Here is a 15828-nt window from a genome sequence, read left to right on the forward strand (position 1 = left end):
CTGCCGATCCACTCCGTTCGATCGCGGGGGGTGGTGCGGTCCGGCCGGACGGCCGGGCCGCCGCTGCCCCACCCAGGTGGGAGTTCCGATGCTCAGTCTCGCGGGGTTCGTCAAAACCCTTGCCGGCAAGGTGATGCGCGACGATCGCGGCGCGAACCTGATCGAGTACGGCCTGGTGGCAACACTCATCGTGCTCGTGGTCATACCCACCCTCATCATCCTCGGTCCCTTGGTCGCTGCTTTGTACACCGGCGTCATCGGGGCCTTCTGATCGACTTTCACGAACCGGGAGAGCTCATGTATCCGAGACGAGGGAGTCGCGGCGGGGAAACTCACCACGGCCGCGTATCTCGCATCCGGCCCGCGGCATGGGTACGCCGCATGCTGCCCTCGTCGATACATGGGGGCAGCGGCGCGGACCGCGGCGCCACCGCTGTCGAGTTCGCGCTTCTGCTTCCCCTGCTGCTGCTGATCGTGATGGGCATCATCGACTTCGGCCGGATGCTCAATGCACAGGAGACCCTCACCAACGCCGCACGCGAAGGCGCTCGGCTCGTCGCACTCGGACAGCCGAACGTGGCGGGTCGCACGCAGGCTGCCGCCACTGGGCTGAGCCCCGTCGGCGTGTCTATCCAGTCGGCCTGCCCGGTCGGCGCAGGCGTCGATGGCGTGGTGCAAACCAGCTTCACCTTCCAGTTCACGCCGGGCCTCGGATATCTCGTCGGCCTTTTCGGTGGCACCGGCCTGAGCGGCCAGACCACGTTGTCCGCCCGGGGAGTCATGCCATGCGAAACCTGATCCCACCGTTCGTCCGTCCGATGATGCGGCTGCTCGGCGCCGACGACCGAGGTGCCTTCGGGGTCCTGGTCGGCATGCTGCTCGCGACCGGCGTACTGCTCGGCATGGCTGCTCTGACCGTCGACGTCGGACAGCTGTATCAGGAGCGTGCCGAGTTGCAGAACGGCGCCGACGCCGGCTCGCTCGCCGTCGCGAAGAGCTGCCTTGCCGTCGCGGTTGGCGCGTCTGCGGCGCCGGTGTGCGACCCCGATAAAGCGGCCACCTACGCGAACCTCAACGCCAAGGACGGCGTAGCGGCGGTGACCTTGGTTTGCGGTCGCGACGTCAGAGACGTCCTGCCGGGTTGTCCGGCGTCCTCGGGAACCATGGTCGACTGCCCGAGCGCACCGGCGACCGGGACGAACTACGTCGATGTGCACACCGCCACGAGGACATCAGGCGGCTCCTCGCTGTTGCCGCCGGTGTTCGCCCGCACGTTGACCGGAAACGCCGGCTACCAAGGTAGTACGGTCCATGCCTGCGCTCGCGCGATGTGGGGACCGGCCCTGCAGAGCGCGCAGTCGCTCGCGATGACGCTCTCGCTGTGTGCGTGGACCCAGGCGACCGGCGGTACACCGCCGACCTTCGGCACCGACGTACGGATCTTCGTCCGCGACGCGCCCAGCGCGCCCACCTGCGCCGGTCTGAGCGCGCCCGGTGAGTTCGGCTGGCTGACCGACAGCGGTGGATGTAGAGCCGCGATCGACCTTACGCAGAGCGGTGCCATCGGGGGCAGCGACCCCGGCAAGAGCATCACCAAGCCGTGCCAGGACGTGTTGACGTCGTACGTCGCGAGCGGGGCGCCGATCTTCATCCCGATCTTCGACACGACGACAGGTTCGGGCAGCGGCGCCACGTATCACCTGGTCGGACTGGCCGCCTTCATCCTCACCGGCTACGCGAACATGAACCCCCTCAAGGACGACATCCCGTCGCCGTTCACCAAGAGTTCGTGCCCGAACGGGGGCACCACTCCGTCCTGCATCTACGGACATTTCACGCAGGCCCTGGTGCCTGTGTCCACCAGCGTCGGCACCGGCACGTACTTCGGCGCCGCAGCCGTCAAGCTCGCCGGCTAGTACCGCCAGCAGAAGAGAGAGAACCATGAAACGTCGAGTTTTGACCATCGTGCTGGCGGTCGCGCTGGCCGTCCTCGGGACAGGCGCCGTGCTGGTGTACGTCGATCGCGCGGACGCTCGCGCGGTCGCCGGACAGCAAGCGGTGACCGTCCTCGTCGTAGGCAAGGCGATTCCGTCCGGAACCTCCGCCGCTGCCGCGAAGGCATCACTGCACAAGGAGACATTGCCGGCATCGTCGGTGTCGTCGGACGCCGTCACGGAGATCACGCCGGCGCAGGAGTCCCTCGTCACCTCGTCCGACCTCACCCCGGGCCAGCTGGTCCTGAAGTCGATGCTGGTGACTGCCGCACAGGCCACCGGCGGACTGGCGATTCCCGAAGGCAAGGTGGCTGTCACTATCACGCTCTGCAGCCCAGAAGTGGTTGCCGGCAACGTGAAGGCCGGGTCGGACGTCGCCGTCTTCGGTACGGTCGTCGCCGGCAGCACCGGCGAGGTCAGCGCGCAGCCGAACTGCACCGGCCAGCACAAGCAACAGGGCGGCGGCAAGGCCGTCGCCAAGACCGCGGTCGTCATCCCGAAGGTGCGCGTGATCGCGATCGGCCCGGCCACGTCCAGTACGCCGCAAGGCGATGCCAAGACCAGCGACAGCTCCTTCTCGCAGGGCGCCGCGTCGGCGCAGAACGACCTGACGCTGGTGACCTTCGCCGCGAATCAGATCGACGCCGAGCGCCTGATCCAGCTGTCCCAGACCTCGCTGCCGTACCTGGCATTGCTCGGTCCGTCCGCCCAGGTCAAGGTCCAAGACCACGACGAGCCGCTGTTCCCGGTGGCGCCGAAGACCACGAAGAAGTGAGGGCACCGCGATGACCATCCTTTGCGAGCCGGCCACTGCGCCGCACGACCTGATCTCGAACCTCGGTGGGGACGTGCGGTCGGTCGACGACCTCGACGCCGCGCTCCGCGCCTTGAACCACGACCCCGCCGAGGATCTCGTCGTGGTCGGACCCCATGCCGATGCCGGGGACGCTCTGCGGTTCGCCGCGGAGCTGCGGTTGGAGCGGCCGGCCACCGGCCTGATCCTGGTCCGCGAGCACGTGGACGTCGCGCTGCTCACGGAGGCACTTCGAGCCGGGGTGCGGGAAGTGGTTGCCGCCGGCGACACCGTGGCACTGGTTGCCGCGTGCGAGCGCTCGCGGACGCTGTCGGGCCGGGTGCGGGTCAACGACGAGCCGGAACCGGTACACCAGGGCAAGATCGTTACGGTGTTCGCGGCCAAGGGCGGGTGTGGCAAGACCACCATCGCGATCAACCTGGCCGCGGCGCTGTCCGCGAGCGACGGCATTCGAGTCTGCTTGGTGGACCTCGATCTCTCGTTCGGTGACGTGGCGATCAGCGTTCAGCTCGACCCGGTCCGCACGATCAGCGACGCCTTGCCGATGGCCGGCCATCTCGACACCACAGGTGCGGTCTCGCTGCTGACGTCGTACCGGCCGGGGCTGGACCTGCTGCTGGCGCCGGTGACCCCCGGCGATGCGGAGAAGATCCCCGCCGCGCTGGTCGGCGAGCTGCTCACGGTACTGCGTGGGATGTTCGACTTCGTCGTGGTCGATACGCCGGCGCAGTTCAGCGAGCACGTGCTCACCGCGATGGACGTCTCCGATCACCATGTCCTGCTGACCACGCCGGACACACCGGCGCTGAAGAACCTGCGGATCACGCTGGACATGCTTGACCTGCTGTCCTACTCACGCGACATCCGCTCAGTGGTGCTCAATCGCTCCGATTCGAAGGTCGGACTGTCCTCGGGCGACGTCGAGCGCGTGGTCCGCAGTGCCATCAACGGGCACGTGCCGTCCAGCCGCAACGTCCCCATCTCGATCAACAAGGGAGTCCCGATCGTGATCGCGACGCCGACTCATCCGGTCAGCCAGGCGATCACTCGGCTCGCCCACGAACGTCTGCTCAGCCGGCCCGTTGCGGCGAGGTCCAAGGCGTTCGCACGCCGTGGTGCGGGGAGGCGATCATGACCCTGTCCGAACGATTGGCCAAGCGCCAGGCACACCCTGGGCAACAGCCCCAGACGGTCCCGACGAGTTCACCGAGTCCGCAGACGTCCGCAGACGTACCGCGCCGTGCGGCACGGAACGCGGACCCGTTCGCCGGCGTGAAGCGCAGCGTGCACCAGGGTCTGCTGGAGAGCCTGGGGCCCAAGCTGTACGACGCTCACCTCGACCAGCACGAGCTCGAACAGCAGGTCACGCAAACCCTGCAGGCAGTGCTGCAGCGCGACGACACCCCGATGACCGCAGCCGACCGTGCACGCGTCGCGCAGGAGGTCGCCGACGAGATCCTCGGCCACGGCCCGCTCGAGCCGTATCTGCGCGATGCCGGCGTCTCCGAGATCATGGTCAACGGTCACGACCAGATCTATGTCGAACGCGACGGGCGGCTAACCCCGGTCGACGCGGCGTTCACCGATGAGAGCCACCTACGTCGCACCATCGACAAGATCGTCTCCCGAGTCGGCCGCCGGGTCGACGACGCCAGCCCGATGGTGGATGCGCGTCTGCCCGACGGCAGCCGGGTGAACGCCGTCGTACCGCCGATCGCGCTGGACGGGTCGCTGCTCACGATCCGGAAGTTCGCCGCCGACCCCTTCACGGTCGACGACCTGATCTCGTTCGGCACGCTGACCGGGCCGGTCGCGGAACTGCTGCAGGCGTGTGTGCGGGGCCGGTTGAACGTCCTGATCGGCGGCGGCACCGGCTCCGGCAAGACGACGACGCTGAACGTGCTGTCGTCGTTCATTCCCGATGACGAACGCATCGTCACGATCGAGGACGCCGCCGAGCTACAGCTGCGGCAGGAGCACGTACTGCGGCTCGAGTCGCGTCCGGCGAACGTCGAGAAGCGTGGCGAGATCGCGATCCGCGAACTGGTGCGGAACTCCCTGCGGATGCGCCCCGACCGCATCATCATCGGTGAGGTCCGCGACGGCGCCGCGCTGGACATGTTGCAAGCCATGAACACGGGCCACGACGGCTCGATCACGACCGTGCACTCCAACGCGCCACGCGACTCGCTGTCCCGGCTGGAGACCATGGTGCTGATGGCCGGCGTCGACCTGCCGCAGCGGGCGATCCGCGAGCAGATGTCCTCCGCGCTCGATCTCATCGTGCACCAGGCCCGCCTCAAGGACGGGACACGTCGCATCACGCACATCACCGAGGTCACCGGCATGGAGGGTGAGGTCATCACCCTTCAGGACGTGTTCCAGTTCGACTTCCACGCGGGCGTCGACGAGCGCGGCTGTTTCCGCGGCGCGCTGCGGTCCACCGGCCTGCGCCCCGGTTTCCTCGATCGGCTCGCTGATCGCGGCGTCTACCTGCCGCCGCGGATGTTCGGCTTGGAAGAGGTCCACCGATGACGATCGCGCGACGCATCCGATGGCTGGGTGCCATAGTCCTCGGCTTGGCAGTGGTTCTGCCGGGAATCGCGCACGCGGACGGCGATCCGTCGGCACGGATCGACTCTGTGCAGGTCAGCCAAGGCCATGTCAGCTTCGTGCTCACGACCGCCAACGTGTCAGGAAAACTGGACTCGAAGTCGGTGCGCGTCCAGGCCGGTAGCACCTCGCTGCCGGCACAGGTGACGCCGGTGAGCAGCACGACCGTGACAGCAGCTCCGCCGCGCGCGGTGGTCATCGCGCTGGACACCAGTGGCTCGATGGCCGGCTCGGGGCTTGCTGCGGCGCGTCAGGCCGCGCTCAGCTACCTCGCCAGCCTGCCGAACGACGTAAAGGCGGGCCTGATCACCTTCTCCGACCGGCCTCGTCTCTTGGTCTCGCCGACGACGAACCGCACTCTGGTTCGTGCGGCATTGGCGCACGTGCAGGCCACCGGCGACACAGCGCTGTACGACGCTGTCCGCGCAGCCGCCGCGACGCTCGATGCCGCCCGCCTCGGCTCGTCAGCCCAGCGCAGGCTCGTCGTGCTGTCGGACGGTGTCGACACCTCCAGCAAGGCGAATCTCACCTCGGTGACCAGGCAGCTCGCGGCGGATCGCATCCCGGCTGACATCGTCGCCTTCCGGTACGGCAGCGGTGACGCATCAGCGGCACAGGAGATCGCGTCGGCCGCGGGCGGACGGATACTGACCGCGCAGAACGCCGGTGAGCTGACGGCAGCCTTCGCTGCCGTGGCGCGGAACTTCACTGCGCGCGCCAAGGTCGACGTCACTGTGCCCGACGCGTTGGCCGGCCGTAGCGTCATGCTGCGAGTCGCCATCGGTTCGGTCAGCGCCAAGACCTTGGTGACCTTTGCCGCGGTCACTCCGCCAACTCCTCCGCCCGCGCCGACGAACGCCGTACAGTCGGCTCGGTCGCACCAGACCATCTGGTCATGGCAGCGTCTCGCGCTACTGGCCGGCGTCTTCTTGATCGTGGTGCTCACGGTCGTACTACTGCGCTGGCAGGGCTCCCGCGAAGACACTGCGCGTCGGTTGATCCAGAAGGTCAGCCAGTACGGACCTCGCCGCGACGAGCACCACACCGGTGAGATGGAGGGCGCTGCCGCCCGGACCGCGGTCGGACTCGTCGCCCAGGTCCTGCGGTCCAGTGGCGTCGAACAAGGACTTGCCAAACGGCTCGATCTCGCGGACGTGAAGCGCAAGCCGGCCGAATGGACGTTGCTTGTCCTCTGCGGCAGTACGGCGCTGGGGGTCGCACTGATGCTCACAGGCGTCAACGGGCTGCTGAGTTTGCCGATCGGACTTCTCGTCGGATGGCTCGCACAACATGCCTTCCTCACCATCCGTATCGGGCGTCGCCGTGCGGCCTTCGGCGAACAACTCCCCGATGTGCTTCAGCTGATCGTCGGATCACTTCGCTCCGGGTTCTCGCTGGCGCAGGCCATCGATGCCGTCGTACGAGACGGCACGCAACCGGCCGCGAGTGAGTTCTCCCGGGTACTCGCGGAGACCAGGATCGGTGTCGATCTCGAGGACGGTCTCACCCACGTTGCGGACCGGATGCACTGCGAGGACCTGCGCTGGGTCGTGATGGCCACCCGGATCCAACGGGAGGTCGGCGGCAACCTGGCCGAGGTACTGACGAACACCGTCGACACCATGCGCGAACGCGCACAGACCCGCCGCCACGTCCGGGCGCTCAGCGCCGAGGGGCGACTGTCCGGCTACATCATCGTCAGTCTGCCGATTGCGCTCGGTGCGTGGCTGACGTTGAGCAAACCGCAGTACATGAGCCCACTGTTCACCACACCGATCGGCGTGATGATGGTCGCCGCCTGCGTCGGGCTCATCATCGTGGGCGCGTTGTGGATCCGCGTCTTGATCAAGGTGGAGGCATGAGATGAACCCGACCGTGCTCTTGATTGCTGGAGTCGCCGCGCTCGGCCTCGCCATTGTCATGGCAGTCATCAGCATCACCGCGCGAACTGCCGAAGGTGGCGTGGCCCGGGCACTCGCCACGATCGACAGTCACTACACGCGGCACGCACCGGTGGAGCTCGAGCCGAAGCGCGATCCGTTCGCCGCACTGCCAGGCTGGCTGCGCGGAGTCGCCGTACGCCTGTCGCCCTCGGGCATCAGTACGACGCTGCAGCGCCGGCTCGACCTGGCCGGCAACCCGTCGGGGTTGACGCCCGACCGAGTTCTGGCGGCAAAGGGCCTGGGTCTGTTCATCCTGGGCAGTCTGGGCGGCCTGTACGGGCTTCGGACGATCGGCCTGCTCGTCGTGGGCGCTGCCGTGGCGGCGGCCGTCGGCTTCTTCCTGCCCGACGTCCTGCTGTACAACGCCGGCATCAAGCGACAGGAGAAGATCCAGAAGGCCTTGCCCGATGCGCTCGACTTGCTCACGGTCTGCGTCGAGGCCGGGCTCGGATTCGACGCGGCGCTGGCGCAGGTCGCCCGTAACACCACTGGCCCGCTGGCTGCGGAGTTCTCCCGGGTGCTGCAGGAGATCCAGATCGGCAAGTCGCGCTCGCAGGCTCTGCGCGCGATGACCGACCGGACGACTGTGCCCGGGCTGCGGTCGTTCGTGTCCGCGCTCGTGCAGGCCGGCGAGCTGGGCATCACGATCGCGGACGTACTGCGTGAACAGGCGAAGGAGATGCGGCTGCGGCGCAGGCAAGGTGCAGAGGAGAAGGCGCAGAAGGTGCCGGTGAAAATCCTGTTCCCGCTGGTGTTCTGCCTGTTCCCGTCCATGTTCGTCGTCATCATCGGCCCCGGCGTGATCAGCATCATCAACGTCTTCTTCGGGAAGTAGACGATGGCCTCGACCCCTTCTAGCTCAAGGGGCCGAGGCCATCCTGCCGATCGAACCAGCGTCGCGTCAGATGTGGGGGCGCGTGGCGACTCCTTCAGATCGCAGTGGCTAGCCGTTGATGAACACGTAGTCGGCCTGGTACGGGACGCTGACGAGTGGCGTGGCCTGCGGGTCGCAGGTACCGGTCGGCGCGACGCCGCCGACTGTGTTCAGACGAAGCACCTCGACGGCGTTCGACAGCAGTCCGGAGGAGTCGCCGATCTGGGTGGCGTCGAGGTCCAGTTCGGCGATGTTGCCCGCGCCGTTGGCGTTCTTGGTGACGACCGTGCCGGTGACAGCGCTGCCGTCGGCTGCCTGCCACTGCGGCGGGCCGGCGGCCGGCTGGACGAAGGTGTGGTGGATGCCGCCGGTGAGGCGTGCCTCGACGTTGTTCTGGGTGAAGGCGAAGGAGCCGTCGCGTTGCACGGTGCAGGCGTAGATCTGGCTGCCGAAGATCACCGACTCCTGCACTGCGGCCACTCCGGTCGTGCTGACCGCGTGACTTAGCTGGTGTAGCTGGCCACGTACGGCGCCATTCGGGAAGTCATCGTTTCGCAGGTCGGTGTAGAAGCCGCTCGGGTCTGAGCGCAACGCGTCAAGCACGGTCGGGTCACTGACGGTCACGCTGCCGGAGGCGAAGCTACCCCCTCGGCTCGGCGTGGTGAACAAAGGTACGACGACGGGCCCGTCCGCTCCTCGACCGGCGGCGTGGATGGCTGCCTCGGTCGGGGTACTGATGCCGCGCCAGGACACCGAGTAGCTGAGCGTGTTGCCCTCGATGCCGATGAGTTCCAGCGCCCGCCCGTCTGGATCGCCGCCCGTGACCTCGTTGCGGCCCTCCAGGCTCGCGACGAAGGAAGCGGGTGCTGCGGTCGGGTCGCCCGGCACGGTGATCCCCGCCGGCGGTGTCGCCTGGCTGTTCGCTGACGCCGCGCTGACGGCGAGCGTGGCGGACGCGGCGGTCGCGACGAGGGCCGCGCCGATGCCGCGGGCCAGGCGGCGTTTTGTGCTACTAGACATGACGTTTGTCCTTCCGGATCTGCGGCCGACGCTTGTGCACGGCCCACGTCAGGTAGTACGCCGATTTGCCGGCCGGCGCCCAACCGAAACCTGCGGCAAAGCTCACAGCCGCCAAGGTGAACCGAACCGATGCCGCATACGTACCGCGTGAGGGCCCGGTGGTGAAGGATGAGATCGCCTCGATGAGGTCGCGGCGGCGACGCCGCGATGGTTGCCGCCATCACCAGTCCCAAGTCCGCACCCGCCTCACCCACCAGGTGAGCTAGAGCTTGATGCGGCCGGTTTCGTAGGCCCACATGGCGATCTCGACCCGGTTCCGGGCACCCACCTTGCCCATCACGCCTGCCAGGTGAGTCTTCACGGTGCTGAGGCTGATGTGCAGCTCGGCCGCGATCTCGGCGTTGGTCCGGCCGGTGGCCGCGGCGATCAGGACCTGTTCCTCGCGGGTCGTCAGCGGATCGATCGGTTGGACTGGTGTGCGGCCCTTCGGTGGTTCGGAGAACGCGGCCAGCAGGCGTGCGGTGATCTTCGGCGCGATCAGTGCGTCACCGTTGGCGGCGGCGTGGATCGCCTGGACCAGAAGGTCGGGGCCGGCATCCTTGAGCAGGAATCCACGCGCGCCGGCCTTCAGAGCGCCGTACACATACTCGTCGAGATCAAAGGTGGTGATCACCACGATCGCCAGTGGGTCGTCGACGCCGGGGCCGGCGAGCTCGCGGGTCGCCGCGATCCCGTCCAGGCCGGGCATCCTGATGTCGAGCAGGCACACATCGGGCCGCAGCCGACGGGCGAACTGGACCGCCTCCAGGCCGTCGGCCGCCTGACCGACCACCTCGATACCTGGTTGCGCATCGAGGATCATCGCGAGTCCCGTCCGGACGAGATCCTGGTCGTCGGCGACGAGTACGCGGATCGTCATCGGCCGACCGCCGTCCGCGGCAGCACCACGTCGACGGACCAGCCCCGGTCCGAATCGGGTCCCGCGGCGAACGTGCCGCCGAGTAGCGTGGCCCGCTCGGTCATCCCGACCAAGCCGTAGCCGAGCGGGTTCCGGGGCGCAGAGGTGGCCTCTCCGTCGTCGCGGACAGTCAGGCGGACGGCGTCGTCGTACGACGTCAGCCGAACGTCGATGCGAGTTGCCTGCCGAGCATGCCGTACGGCGTTCGTGATCGACTCCTGCGCGATGCGATAGATCGCGGCGCCGACCGCTGGTCCGAGGTCGTCGAGGTCGCCCGACACCTCGACCTCGACCCGCGGCCGGTCCCCGACGCTGCGGGCGAGCCGCTCCAGGTCGGCCACTCCCGGTTGGGGAGCCAGCGCCGCCGTTCCGTCATCGCGCAGTACGCCGACCATCGTCCGCATCTCGGCGAGAGTACGCGTGCCCTCAGCCTCGATGATGGAGAGCGCATCGACCGCGGCTTCCGGGCGGGTGGCCGCGACGGCTCGGCCGGCCTGGGCGCGGATGACGATGGCCGAGACGTGATGAGCGACCGTGTCGTGCAGCTCCCGGGCCAACTGCTCGCGCTCCCGGAGTCGCACCTGGTCCAGCTCGCGGAGCCGGGCGGACCACCAATAGCGGACCGCGGCCCCGAGTGTCGCCGGGAACAGGAGGAACATGCTGCCGAAGACGGCTTCGACGTACCCGGTGAAGTCACTGATGTTTCCCAGCACCAGCGCCACCAGGATGAACGCCAGCCCGATGAGGATCTCGCGGCCGGATCCCCAGCGAACGAGTGAGTACGGCAGCAACACCACGCAGATCATCGAGTCCAGACCGAAGGTCGCGCCCCCACTGATCAGGACCACGAGGTTTTCCACGATCAGGGTGCCGAACACGGCGGCCACCACGGCCAACGGGTGGGTACGACGCCACAGGAGAGCGCACACGGTTGCCACGGCGAGCGCCAGCGCGAGGGGCCTCCAGACCACGTCCTCACGGAGTACGCCTTCGAGAACGACCGCCGTCAGCAGGCCGGCGACGAGCACCCAGTCGCGCCACACCCGCCTGGGTGGGTCGGGCGCTCGCGGCTCGGCCAGCAGCGAGCGGAGAGCGTTTCTCACCATGCCCACAGCGTAGGGACTCCGGGCGCCGAGCGGATCGGCTCAAAGTACGGGACGCGACCCGGCTGATCGGCCGAGGGAAGTCTGTCTCATCGCCTGAGGTGGTGCCCGGCCCCGCGGCCACACGATGAGTCCAACTCTCGCTGAAGGGATCTGTGATGACGTCGAATCTGTACAGACTGGGCCGGTACGCCGCACGTCGGCCCTGGGTGGTGATCGGGGCGTGGCTGGTGGTAGCGGCGCTCGTGGTCGCGGCATCCGGCGCCTTCGGCAAGAAACTCGAGGAATCCTTCGGAGCACCTGGTGTCGACTCGCAGTACGCGACCGATCTGCTGTCGGCCGCGGGAGCGGATCAGGCCGGGCTGACCGCGCAGGTGGTCGTGACTCCTCTCGACGAGCAGGCGACGCTCAATGCACCCGAGCTGCGGGCTGCGCTGACGCGGATCCAGTCGACCGCGGCTTCGTTGCCGCACGTGCTGGGGGTCAGCGATCCCGTCATCTCGCCGGACGGCCGGGTCGGGCTCATCCGGCTTCAGTATCCGGTGCTCGACAAGCTCGAGCCGAGCGACCTCGAGCAGCTCAAGACCCTGACAGCGGTGGAATCGCCGCTGCGGATCGAGCTGGGCGGGGATCTCTTCTACGCGTTCGAGGAAGCCCAGGCAGGTCTCGGCGAGGCGTTCGGGCTGATCGCCGCGATGGTCATCCTGCTGCTCGCGTTCGGATCGATCATCGCGATGGGGCTGCCGGTCGGAATGGCTGTGTTCGGCCTCGCGCTGGCGGTCAGCTCGCTGTCGTTGGTCACGTATCTCATCGATCTGCCCAGTTGGGCGCCCGTACTCGGCAGCATGATCGGGCTCGGCGTGGGCATCGACTACGCGCTGATCATCGTCACCCGGCACCGCGAGAACCTGGCCCGCGGGATGGATGTCGAGGAGTCGGTCGGGCGTGCTGTCTCCACGGCCGGGCAGGCTGTGCTCTTCGCCGGCGGCACAGTGGTGATCGCGATCCTCGGGCTGGTGGTGGCCGGCGTACCGTTCATGACCGCCGGCGGGATTGCCGTCTCGCTGATCGTGCTGACCATGGTGCTCGCTTCGCTCACCCTGCTGCCCGCGTTCTTGGGTCTGGCCGGGCACTGGATCAACCGCCTTCGGGTACGGCGGGTGCAGGCGTCCCCTGGTTCGGGTTGGCAGCGGTGGGCGGGGCACGTGTCCAAGCACGCCGCCGCGTACGCCGTCGGCGCCACCGTCCTGCTGCTGGCGCTGGCCGCACCCGTGCTCGCACTCCGCGTCGGTACGCCCGATGACGGCGCGCTTCCCGTGCAACGCACCGAGCGCCGGGCGTACGACCTGGTTGCCGCGGGATTCGGTGCCGGTAGCAACGGTCCGCTGGTGATCGCCGTCGACGTCTCTCGAGATCCTACCGTCGTACAACCTCTGTTCAACGCCGTCCGGGCCGATCGTGGCATCGCGTCGGTCGCACCTCCTTCGGTGAATACCGCGGCTGGTGTCGCGACGCTGATCGCTGTACCGACGACCGGACCGCAGGACGATGCGACGATGACGACAGTCAAGCGGCTTCGCGCGGAGGTCTTCCCCTCGGTACTACGGGACAGTCCGGCGAAGGCCCATGTCGGTGGTCAGACGGCGACCCTGGCGGATGTGGGTGCGAAGGTCAACGATCGGCTGCCGTGGTTCATCGGCGCGGTGATCCTGTTGTCCGTCGTGCTTCTCACGGTGGTCTTCCGGTCGGTCGTCGTACCACTGAAGGCCGCGCTGATGAACCTGCTCAGCATCGGCGCGTCCTTCGGCGTCATGGTGATGATCTTCCAGTGGGGTTGGGCCGCAGATCTGATCGGGCTGGAGTCGACTATCCCGATCCTCCCGTTCATCCCCATGTTCATGTTCGCCGTGGTGTTCGGGCTGTCGATGGACTACGAGGTCTTCCTGCTCAGCCGGATCCGTGAGGAGTACGTCCGGACCGGTGACAACACCGCCTCGACCATCCACGGCATCACCACGACCGGCCGCGTGATCACCTCGGCAGCGCTCATCATGATCGCGGTCTTCGTCAGCTTCTCCCTTGCCGACGACCCAACGGCCAAGATGTTCGGCCTGGGCCTGGCCACTGCCGTCCTCATCGATGCGACCATCGTGCGACTGGTTCTCGTGCCGGCCTTGATGAAGCTGTTGGGCGACGCGAACTGGTGGATGCCTGCCTGGCTCAATCGGCGGTTGTCGACCGGCGTCATAGGCAGCCGCAACCGGGACCGCAACGGCCAGCGACGGCGACCAACCGGACCCACTGGAGAGTCCGACGGGGTAATGGTGCTTCCTGACAGCGCGGGAACCGCTATCGAACTGAGAAGCGAAAGCTCGGCGCTTGGAGACCGCCCCTGACCACCCTTTGCGACTGCCGCCTGCTGTGGCGTTTCTGTCTCGCCGGGGTTCATACCGAGGGCTCGCACCGCCCGAGAGCGGCCCGGCCCGCAGCCCCGGCAGCGGTCGCTGAGAGGTCATCGAGCGAGCGGGATACCAACTCCGCGGTCGGCACGGTGATGGGCCGGAGTTCGGCGGCGGAGATCTGTTCTGTGGCGCGTTCGCAGGTCGGACCGGTTAGGCTCCGGCTTAGGGCGCCGGCGCAATATGCTTTCGACGACCGTACCGACCCTGGCTTTGCTGGACATCAAGGGGGATCGCATGACGGAGCCGTCCACGGGCTGGCAGCTCGACGCCATCACGTACTCCGGGGGCACGCAGGACGGGCCGCGCGCCAGCGTGAAGCTCTCCCGGGCTGGGGAACAGGTGCACGCTGAGGGTTCTGGCACCGGGCTCATCGACGCGGTGTGCCAGTCGATCTCGCAGGCGACGGGCGTGGAGGCGCGGGTAGTCGCGTTTCGGGCGTACTCATTCGGCCCCGGCAGCGAGGCGGTCGGAGAGGTCGAGCTCGAGGTGGAGCTGCCGCGCCGCAGGGTTGCGGTCCGGGCGTCGTCCACGGATGTCGTGGAGGCCGCCGGGCTTGCCCTCGTCGCGGCCCTCAACCAGTACAACGCGAAGCGGCCGACACGAGGCTGAGTCCAGTGAGATGACCGTGGTCCGATGAGCGCGAGCGCCGCCGCGCGGCGTGTTCCGCCGCCCGCTGCGGTGGGTGAGTCCCAGGACTGTGGCTCGGTCGGGACCGGCCGAATACGGCAGATGCGGACGCTTCAGTCCCACCACATGAGGATGCCGAGTCCTCGCGCCGCAGCGCCACGGTAGAAGTCGCATAGCGCACGGACGTACCCCCGAAGGTACTCAGCTGGCCGATCCCGGGCGCTCGAATTGGGGGAGTCGATCGAACGCGTCGTGGACGTTCTGGACCGAAAGAAAGTCGAGCATGGCAAGCGCCTGCAACGACTCGTCGATCTCAGCGACCCGGGTCGATCGAAGGGACGAGACACAGTCCGAGACAACGAAGGCTCGCAGCGGTTCAGGCCACCAGCAGGTCGCCGCAGAAAGAGCGGATGGCGCGGTTGACCGTCTCGGGCCGCTCCCAGGGCATGAAGTGGCCGGCGCCCTTGACCCAGAACGGACCGACCGCTTCGGGGAAGGCGAGCGCGCACCGCTGCTCGATGTGGTCGCCTATCGTCGCCTGGTCGGTGCCGATGAGCACCAGGGCTCGCTGCCGGACCGGCCGGTCGATCATTTCCGGCGCCGACAGCGGCCGGGTGCCCATGACGACCTCGTAGTCGGCGAAGGCGGCACGCAGCCGGGCCGCGTCCCCGTAGGGCTCGGTCAGGAAGGCCAAGTCCTCCTCGTCAAAGGCATCGGGCGGAGACCACAGGCGGTGCCCGTAGAACTCACCCACATAACGCCGCCGCCGCTCGGGCGTGTCCAGCTCGGCGACCAAGGCGTCGGCGTGGTGTCCCTGGCGGCGCTGGTACTCGAAGACGGCGGGCTTGGGCCGGGTCGGCGGGATACCCGCCGCTGCGAACGCCTCACCCAGGTCGGGCATGGAGTCGTCCAGGATCACTAGGCGGTCCACCCACTCGGGGTGGCGGTTGGCCATGTCGATGGCGACCATTGCGCCCAGATCGTGCCTGGCGACGACTACACGCTCCCAACCGAGCATGTCGAACAAACCGGTCAGGTCGGCATTGAACGCGTTGAGGTCGTAGAAGTCGTCCGGCGCGAAGTCGGAGTCGCCGTAGCCGCGCAGATCCGCCGCGACGACGTCGAACCCCGCCTCAGCGAGCGGGACGAGGTTGTGCGACCAGATGCGGCTCGTACAGGGGAATCCGTGGATGAGCAGCAGCGGTACGCCGCCGTTCCCACGACGCCGCACCGCCAGGCGGTGCCCCTGGCGGACTTCGATCATCACGGGCGCAACGACGTCAGCAGGAAGAGCCATGCACCTGGTTTACACGATCACCCAGTCAAGCAAGCACCGCGATCGCGGTCGCCTCGGTCCCCCCACTACTGGTCGCGAAACCCGAAACGAGTTCGAATGGCCCCGGTGTGGGATGACCTCGGG

Annotated in this window: 14 protein-coding genes; 10 read left to right on the plus strand and 4 right to left on the minus strand. The window is 67.9% G+C overall.

The features are described 5' to 3' along the window. Nucleotides 1–88: 88 nt before the first annotated feature. The 8 genes from ACFPJ1_RS23525 (at nt 89) to ACFPJ1_RS23560 (ending at nt 8199) form a co-directional block, all read left to right on the plus strand. Nucleotides 89–271: a Flp family type IVb pilin gene (locus tag ACFPJ1_RS23525; RefSeq protein ID WP_380107026.1), complete on the plus strand. Its 183-nt coding sequence runs from the start codon at nt 89–91 to the stop codon at nt 269–271. Between the two features lie 110 nt (nt 272–381). Continuing rightward, nucleotides 382–798 carry a TadE/TadG family type IV pilus assembly protein gene (locus ACFPJ1_RS23530; protein ID WP_380107028.1) on the plus strand — a complete coding sequence of 139 codons (417 nt, stop codon included), beginning with the start codon at nt 382–384 and terminating at the stop codon, nt 796–798. Beyond that, nucleotides 786–1916 carry a TadE/TadG family type IV pilus assembly protein gene (locus tag ACFPJ1_RS23535; RefSeq protein WP_380107029.1) on the plus strand — a complete coding sequence of 377 codons (1131 nt, stop codon included), beginning with the start codon at nt 786–788 and terminating at the stop codon, nt 1914–1916. Before ACFPJ1_RS23530 ends, ACFPJ1_RS23535 begins: the two co-directional genes overlap by 13 nt. Before the next feature lie 25 nt (nt 1917–1941). Then, a complete protein-coding gene (gene cpaB / locus ACFPJ1_RS23540; RefSeq protein ID WP_380107030.1) occupies nt 1942–2769 on the plus strand; it encodes a Flp pilus assembly protein CpaB in 828 nt (275 codons plus the stop codon). Between the two features lie 10 nt (nt 2770–2779). Next, nucleotides 2780–3943 (plus strand): AAA family ATPase, encoded by a 1164-nt coding sequence (locus ACFPJ1_RS23545; RefSeq protein WP_380107032.1) that lies wholly within the window; start codon nt 2780–2782, stop codon nt 3941–3943. After that, the gene (locus tag ACFPJ1_RS23550) at nt 3940–5343 is read left to right on the plus strand and encodes a CpaF family protein (RefSeq protein ID WP_380107033.1); all 1404 of its coding nucleotides are present in this window, start codon (nt 3940–3942) and stop codon (nt 5341–5343) included. The genes ACFPJ1_RS23545 and ACFPJ1_RS23550 overlap by 4 nt, the downstream gene beginning before the upstream one ends. Next, on the plus strand, nt 5340–7283 hold the full coding sequence (locus tag ACFPJ1_RS23555; RefSeq protein ID WP_380107034.1) for a VWA domain-containing protein: 1944 nt from the start codon (nt 5340–5342) through the stop codon (nt 7281–7283). Before ACFPJ1_RS23550 ends, ACFPJ1_RS23555 begins: the two co-directional genes overlap by 4 nt. 1 nt (nt 7284) lies before the next feature. Next, a complete protein-coding gene (locus tag ACFPJ1_RS23560; protein ID WP_380107035.1) occupies nt 7285–8199 on the plus strand; it encodes a type II secretion system F family protein in 915 nt (304 codons plus the stop codon). A 108-nt stretch (nt 8200–8307) separates the two neighbouring features. Here ACFPJ1_RS23560 and ACFPJ1_RS23565 read toward each other — a convergent pair whose 3' ends face one another. The 3 genes from ACFPJ1_RS23565 to ACFPJ1_RS23575 all read right to left on the minus strand — a co-directional run bounded on the left by ACFPJ1_RS23565 (nt 8308) and on the right by ACFPJ1_RS23575 (nt 11322). Then, nucleotides 8308–9258 carry a CHRD domain-containing protein gene (locus tag ACFPJ1_RS23565; protein WP_380107036.1) on the minus strand — a complete coding sequence of 317 codons (951 nt, stop codon included), beginning with the start codon at nt 9256–9258 and terminating at the stop codon, nt 8308–8310. A 262-nt stretch (nt 9259–9520) separates the two neighbouring features. Beyond that, nucleotides 9521–10177: a response regulator gene (locus ACFPJ1_RS23570; protein WP_380107038.1), complete on the minus strand. Its 657-nt coding sequence runs from the start codon at nt 10175–10177 to the stop codon at nt 9521–9523. After that, nucleotides 10174–11322, minus strand: a complete 1149-nt coding sequence (locus ACFPJ1_RS23575; protein ID WP_380107039.1) for a sensor histidine kinase — start codon at nt 11320–11322, stop codon at nt 10174–10176. The genes ACFPJ1_RS23570 and ACFPJ1_RS23575 overlap by 4 nt, the downstream gene beginning before the upstream one ends. Before the next feature lie 155 nt (nt 11323–11477). Between ACFPJ1_RS23575 and ACFPJ1_RS23580 the strand changes: the two genes are divergently transcribed. Further along, nucleotides 11478–13715 (plus strand): MMPL family transporter, encoded by a 2238-nt coding sequence (locus ACFPJ1_RS23580; RefSeq protein WP_380107041.1) that lies wholly within the window; start codon nt 11478–11480, stop codon nt 13713–13715. A 300-nt stretch (nt 13716–14015) separates the two neighbouring features. Further along, complete coding sequence (locus tag ACFPJ1_RS23585) at nt 14016–14390, plus strand: alpha-isopropylmalate synthase regulatory domain-containing protein (RefSeq protein ID WP_380107043.1); 375 nt, start codon at nt 14016–14018, stop codon at nt 14388–14390. Nucleotides 14391–14784: 394 nt separating this feature from the next. Here the strand turns inward: ACFPJ1_RS23585 and ACFPJ1_RS23590 are convergent, their stop codons facing one another. Further along, nucleotides 14785–15705, minus strand: a complete 921-nt coding sequence (locus tag ACFPJ1_RS23590; RefSeq protein ID WP_380107044.1) for an alpha/beta fold hydrolase — start codon at nt 15703–15705, stop codon at nt 14785–14787. Nucleotides 15706–15828: the final 123 nt, after the last annotated feature.

Source organism: Kribbella qitaiheensis, assembly GCF_042657745.1.
Taxonomy (GTDB): domain Bacteria; phylum Actinomycetota; class Actinomycetes; order Propionibacteriales; family Kribbellaceae; genus Kribbella; species Kribbella qitaiheensis.

Excerpts from the sequence above, each read along its gene's own strand:
- ACFPJ1_RS23525 (WP_380107026.1), top strand. The coding sequence starts at position 89 with ATGCTCAGTCTCGCGGGGTTCGTCAAAACCCTTGCCGGCAAGGTGATG.
- ACFPJ1_RS23530 (WP_380107028.1), top strand. The coding sequence starts at position 382 with ATGCTGCCCTCGTCGATACATGGGGGCAGCGGCGCGGACCGCGGCGCC.
- ACFPJ1_RS23535 (WP_380107029.1), top strand. The coding sequence starts at position 786 with ATGCGAAACCTGATCCCACCGTTCGTCCGTCCGATGATGCGGCTGCTC.
- cpaB (WP_380107030.1), top strand. The coding sequence starts at position 1,942 with ATGAAACGTCGAGTTTTGACCATCGTGCTGGCGGTCGCGCTGGCCGTC.
- ACFPJ1_RS23545 (WP_380107032.1), top strand. The coding sequence starts at position 2,780 with ATGACCATCCTTTGCGAGCCGGCCACTGCGCCGCACGACCTGATCTCG.
- ACFPJ1_RS23550 (WP_380107033.1), top strand. The coding sequence starts at position 3,940 with ATGACCCTGTCCGAACGATTGGCCAAGCGCCAGGCACACCCTGGGCAA.
- ACFPJ1_RS23555 (WP_380107034.1), top strand. The coding sequence starts at position 5,340 with ATGACGATCGCGCGACGCATCCGATGGCTGGGTGCCATAGTCCTCGGC.
- ACFPJ1_RS23560 (WP_380107035.1), top strand. The coding sequence starts at position 7,285 with ATGAACCCGACCGTGCTCTTGATTGCTGGAGTCGCCGCGCTCGGCCTC.
- ACFPJ1_RS23565 (WP_380107036.1), bottom strand. The coding sequence starts at position 9,258 with ATGTCTAGTAGCACAAAACGCCGCCTGGCCCGCGGCATCGGCGCGGCC.
- ACFPJ1_RS23570 (WP_380107038.1), bottom strand. The coding sequence starts at position 10,177 with ATGACGATCCGCGTACTCGTCGCCGACGACCAGGATCTCGTCCGGACG.
- ACFPJ1_RS23575 (WP_380107039.1), bottom strand. The coding sequence starts at position 11,322 with ATGGTGAGAAACGCTCTCCGCTCGCTGCTGGCCGAGCCGCGAGCGCCC.
- ACFPJ1_RS23580 (WP_380107041.1), top strand. The coding sequence starts at position 11,478 with ATGACGTCGAATCTGTACAGACTGGGCCGGTACGCCGCACGTCGGCCC.
- ACFPJ1_RS23585 (WP_380107043.1), top strand. The coding sequence starts at position 14,016 with ATGACGGAGCCGTCCACGGGCTGGCAGCTCGACGCCATCACGTACTCC.
- ACFPJ1_RS23590 (WP_380107044.1), bottom strand. The coding sequence starts at position 15,705 with ATGGCTCTTCCTGCTGACGTCGTTGCGCCCGTGATGATCGAAGTCCGC.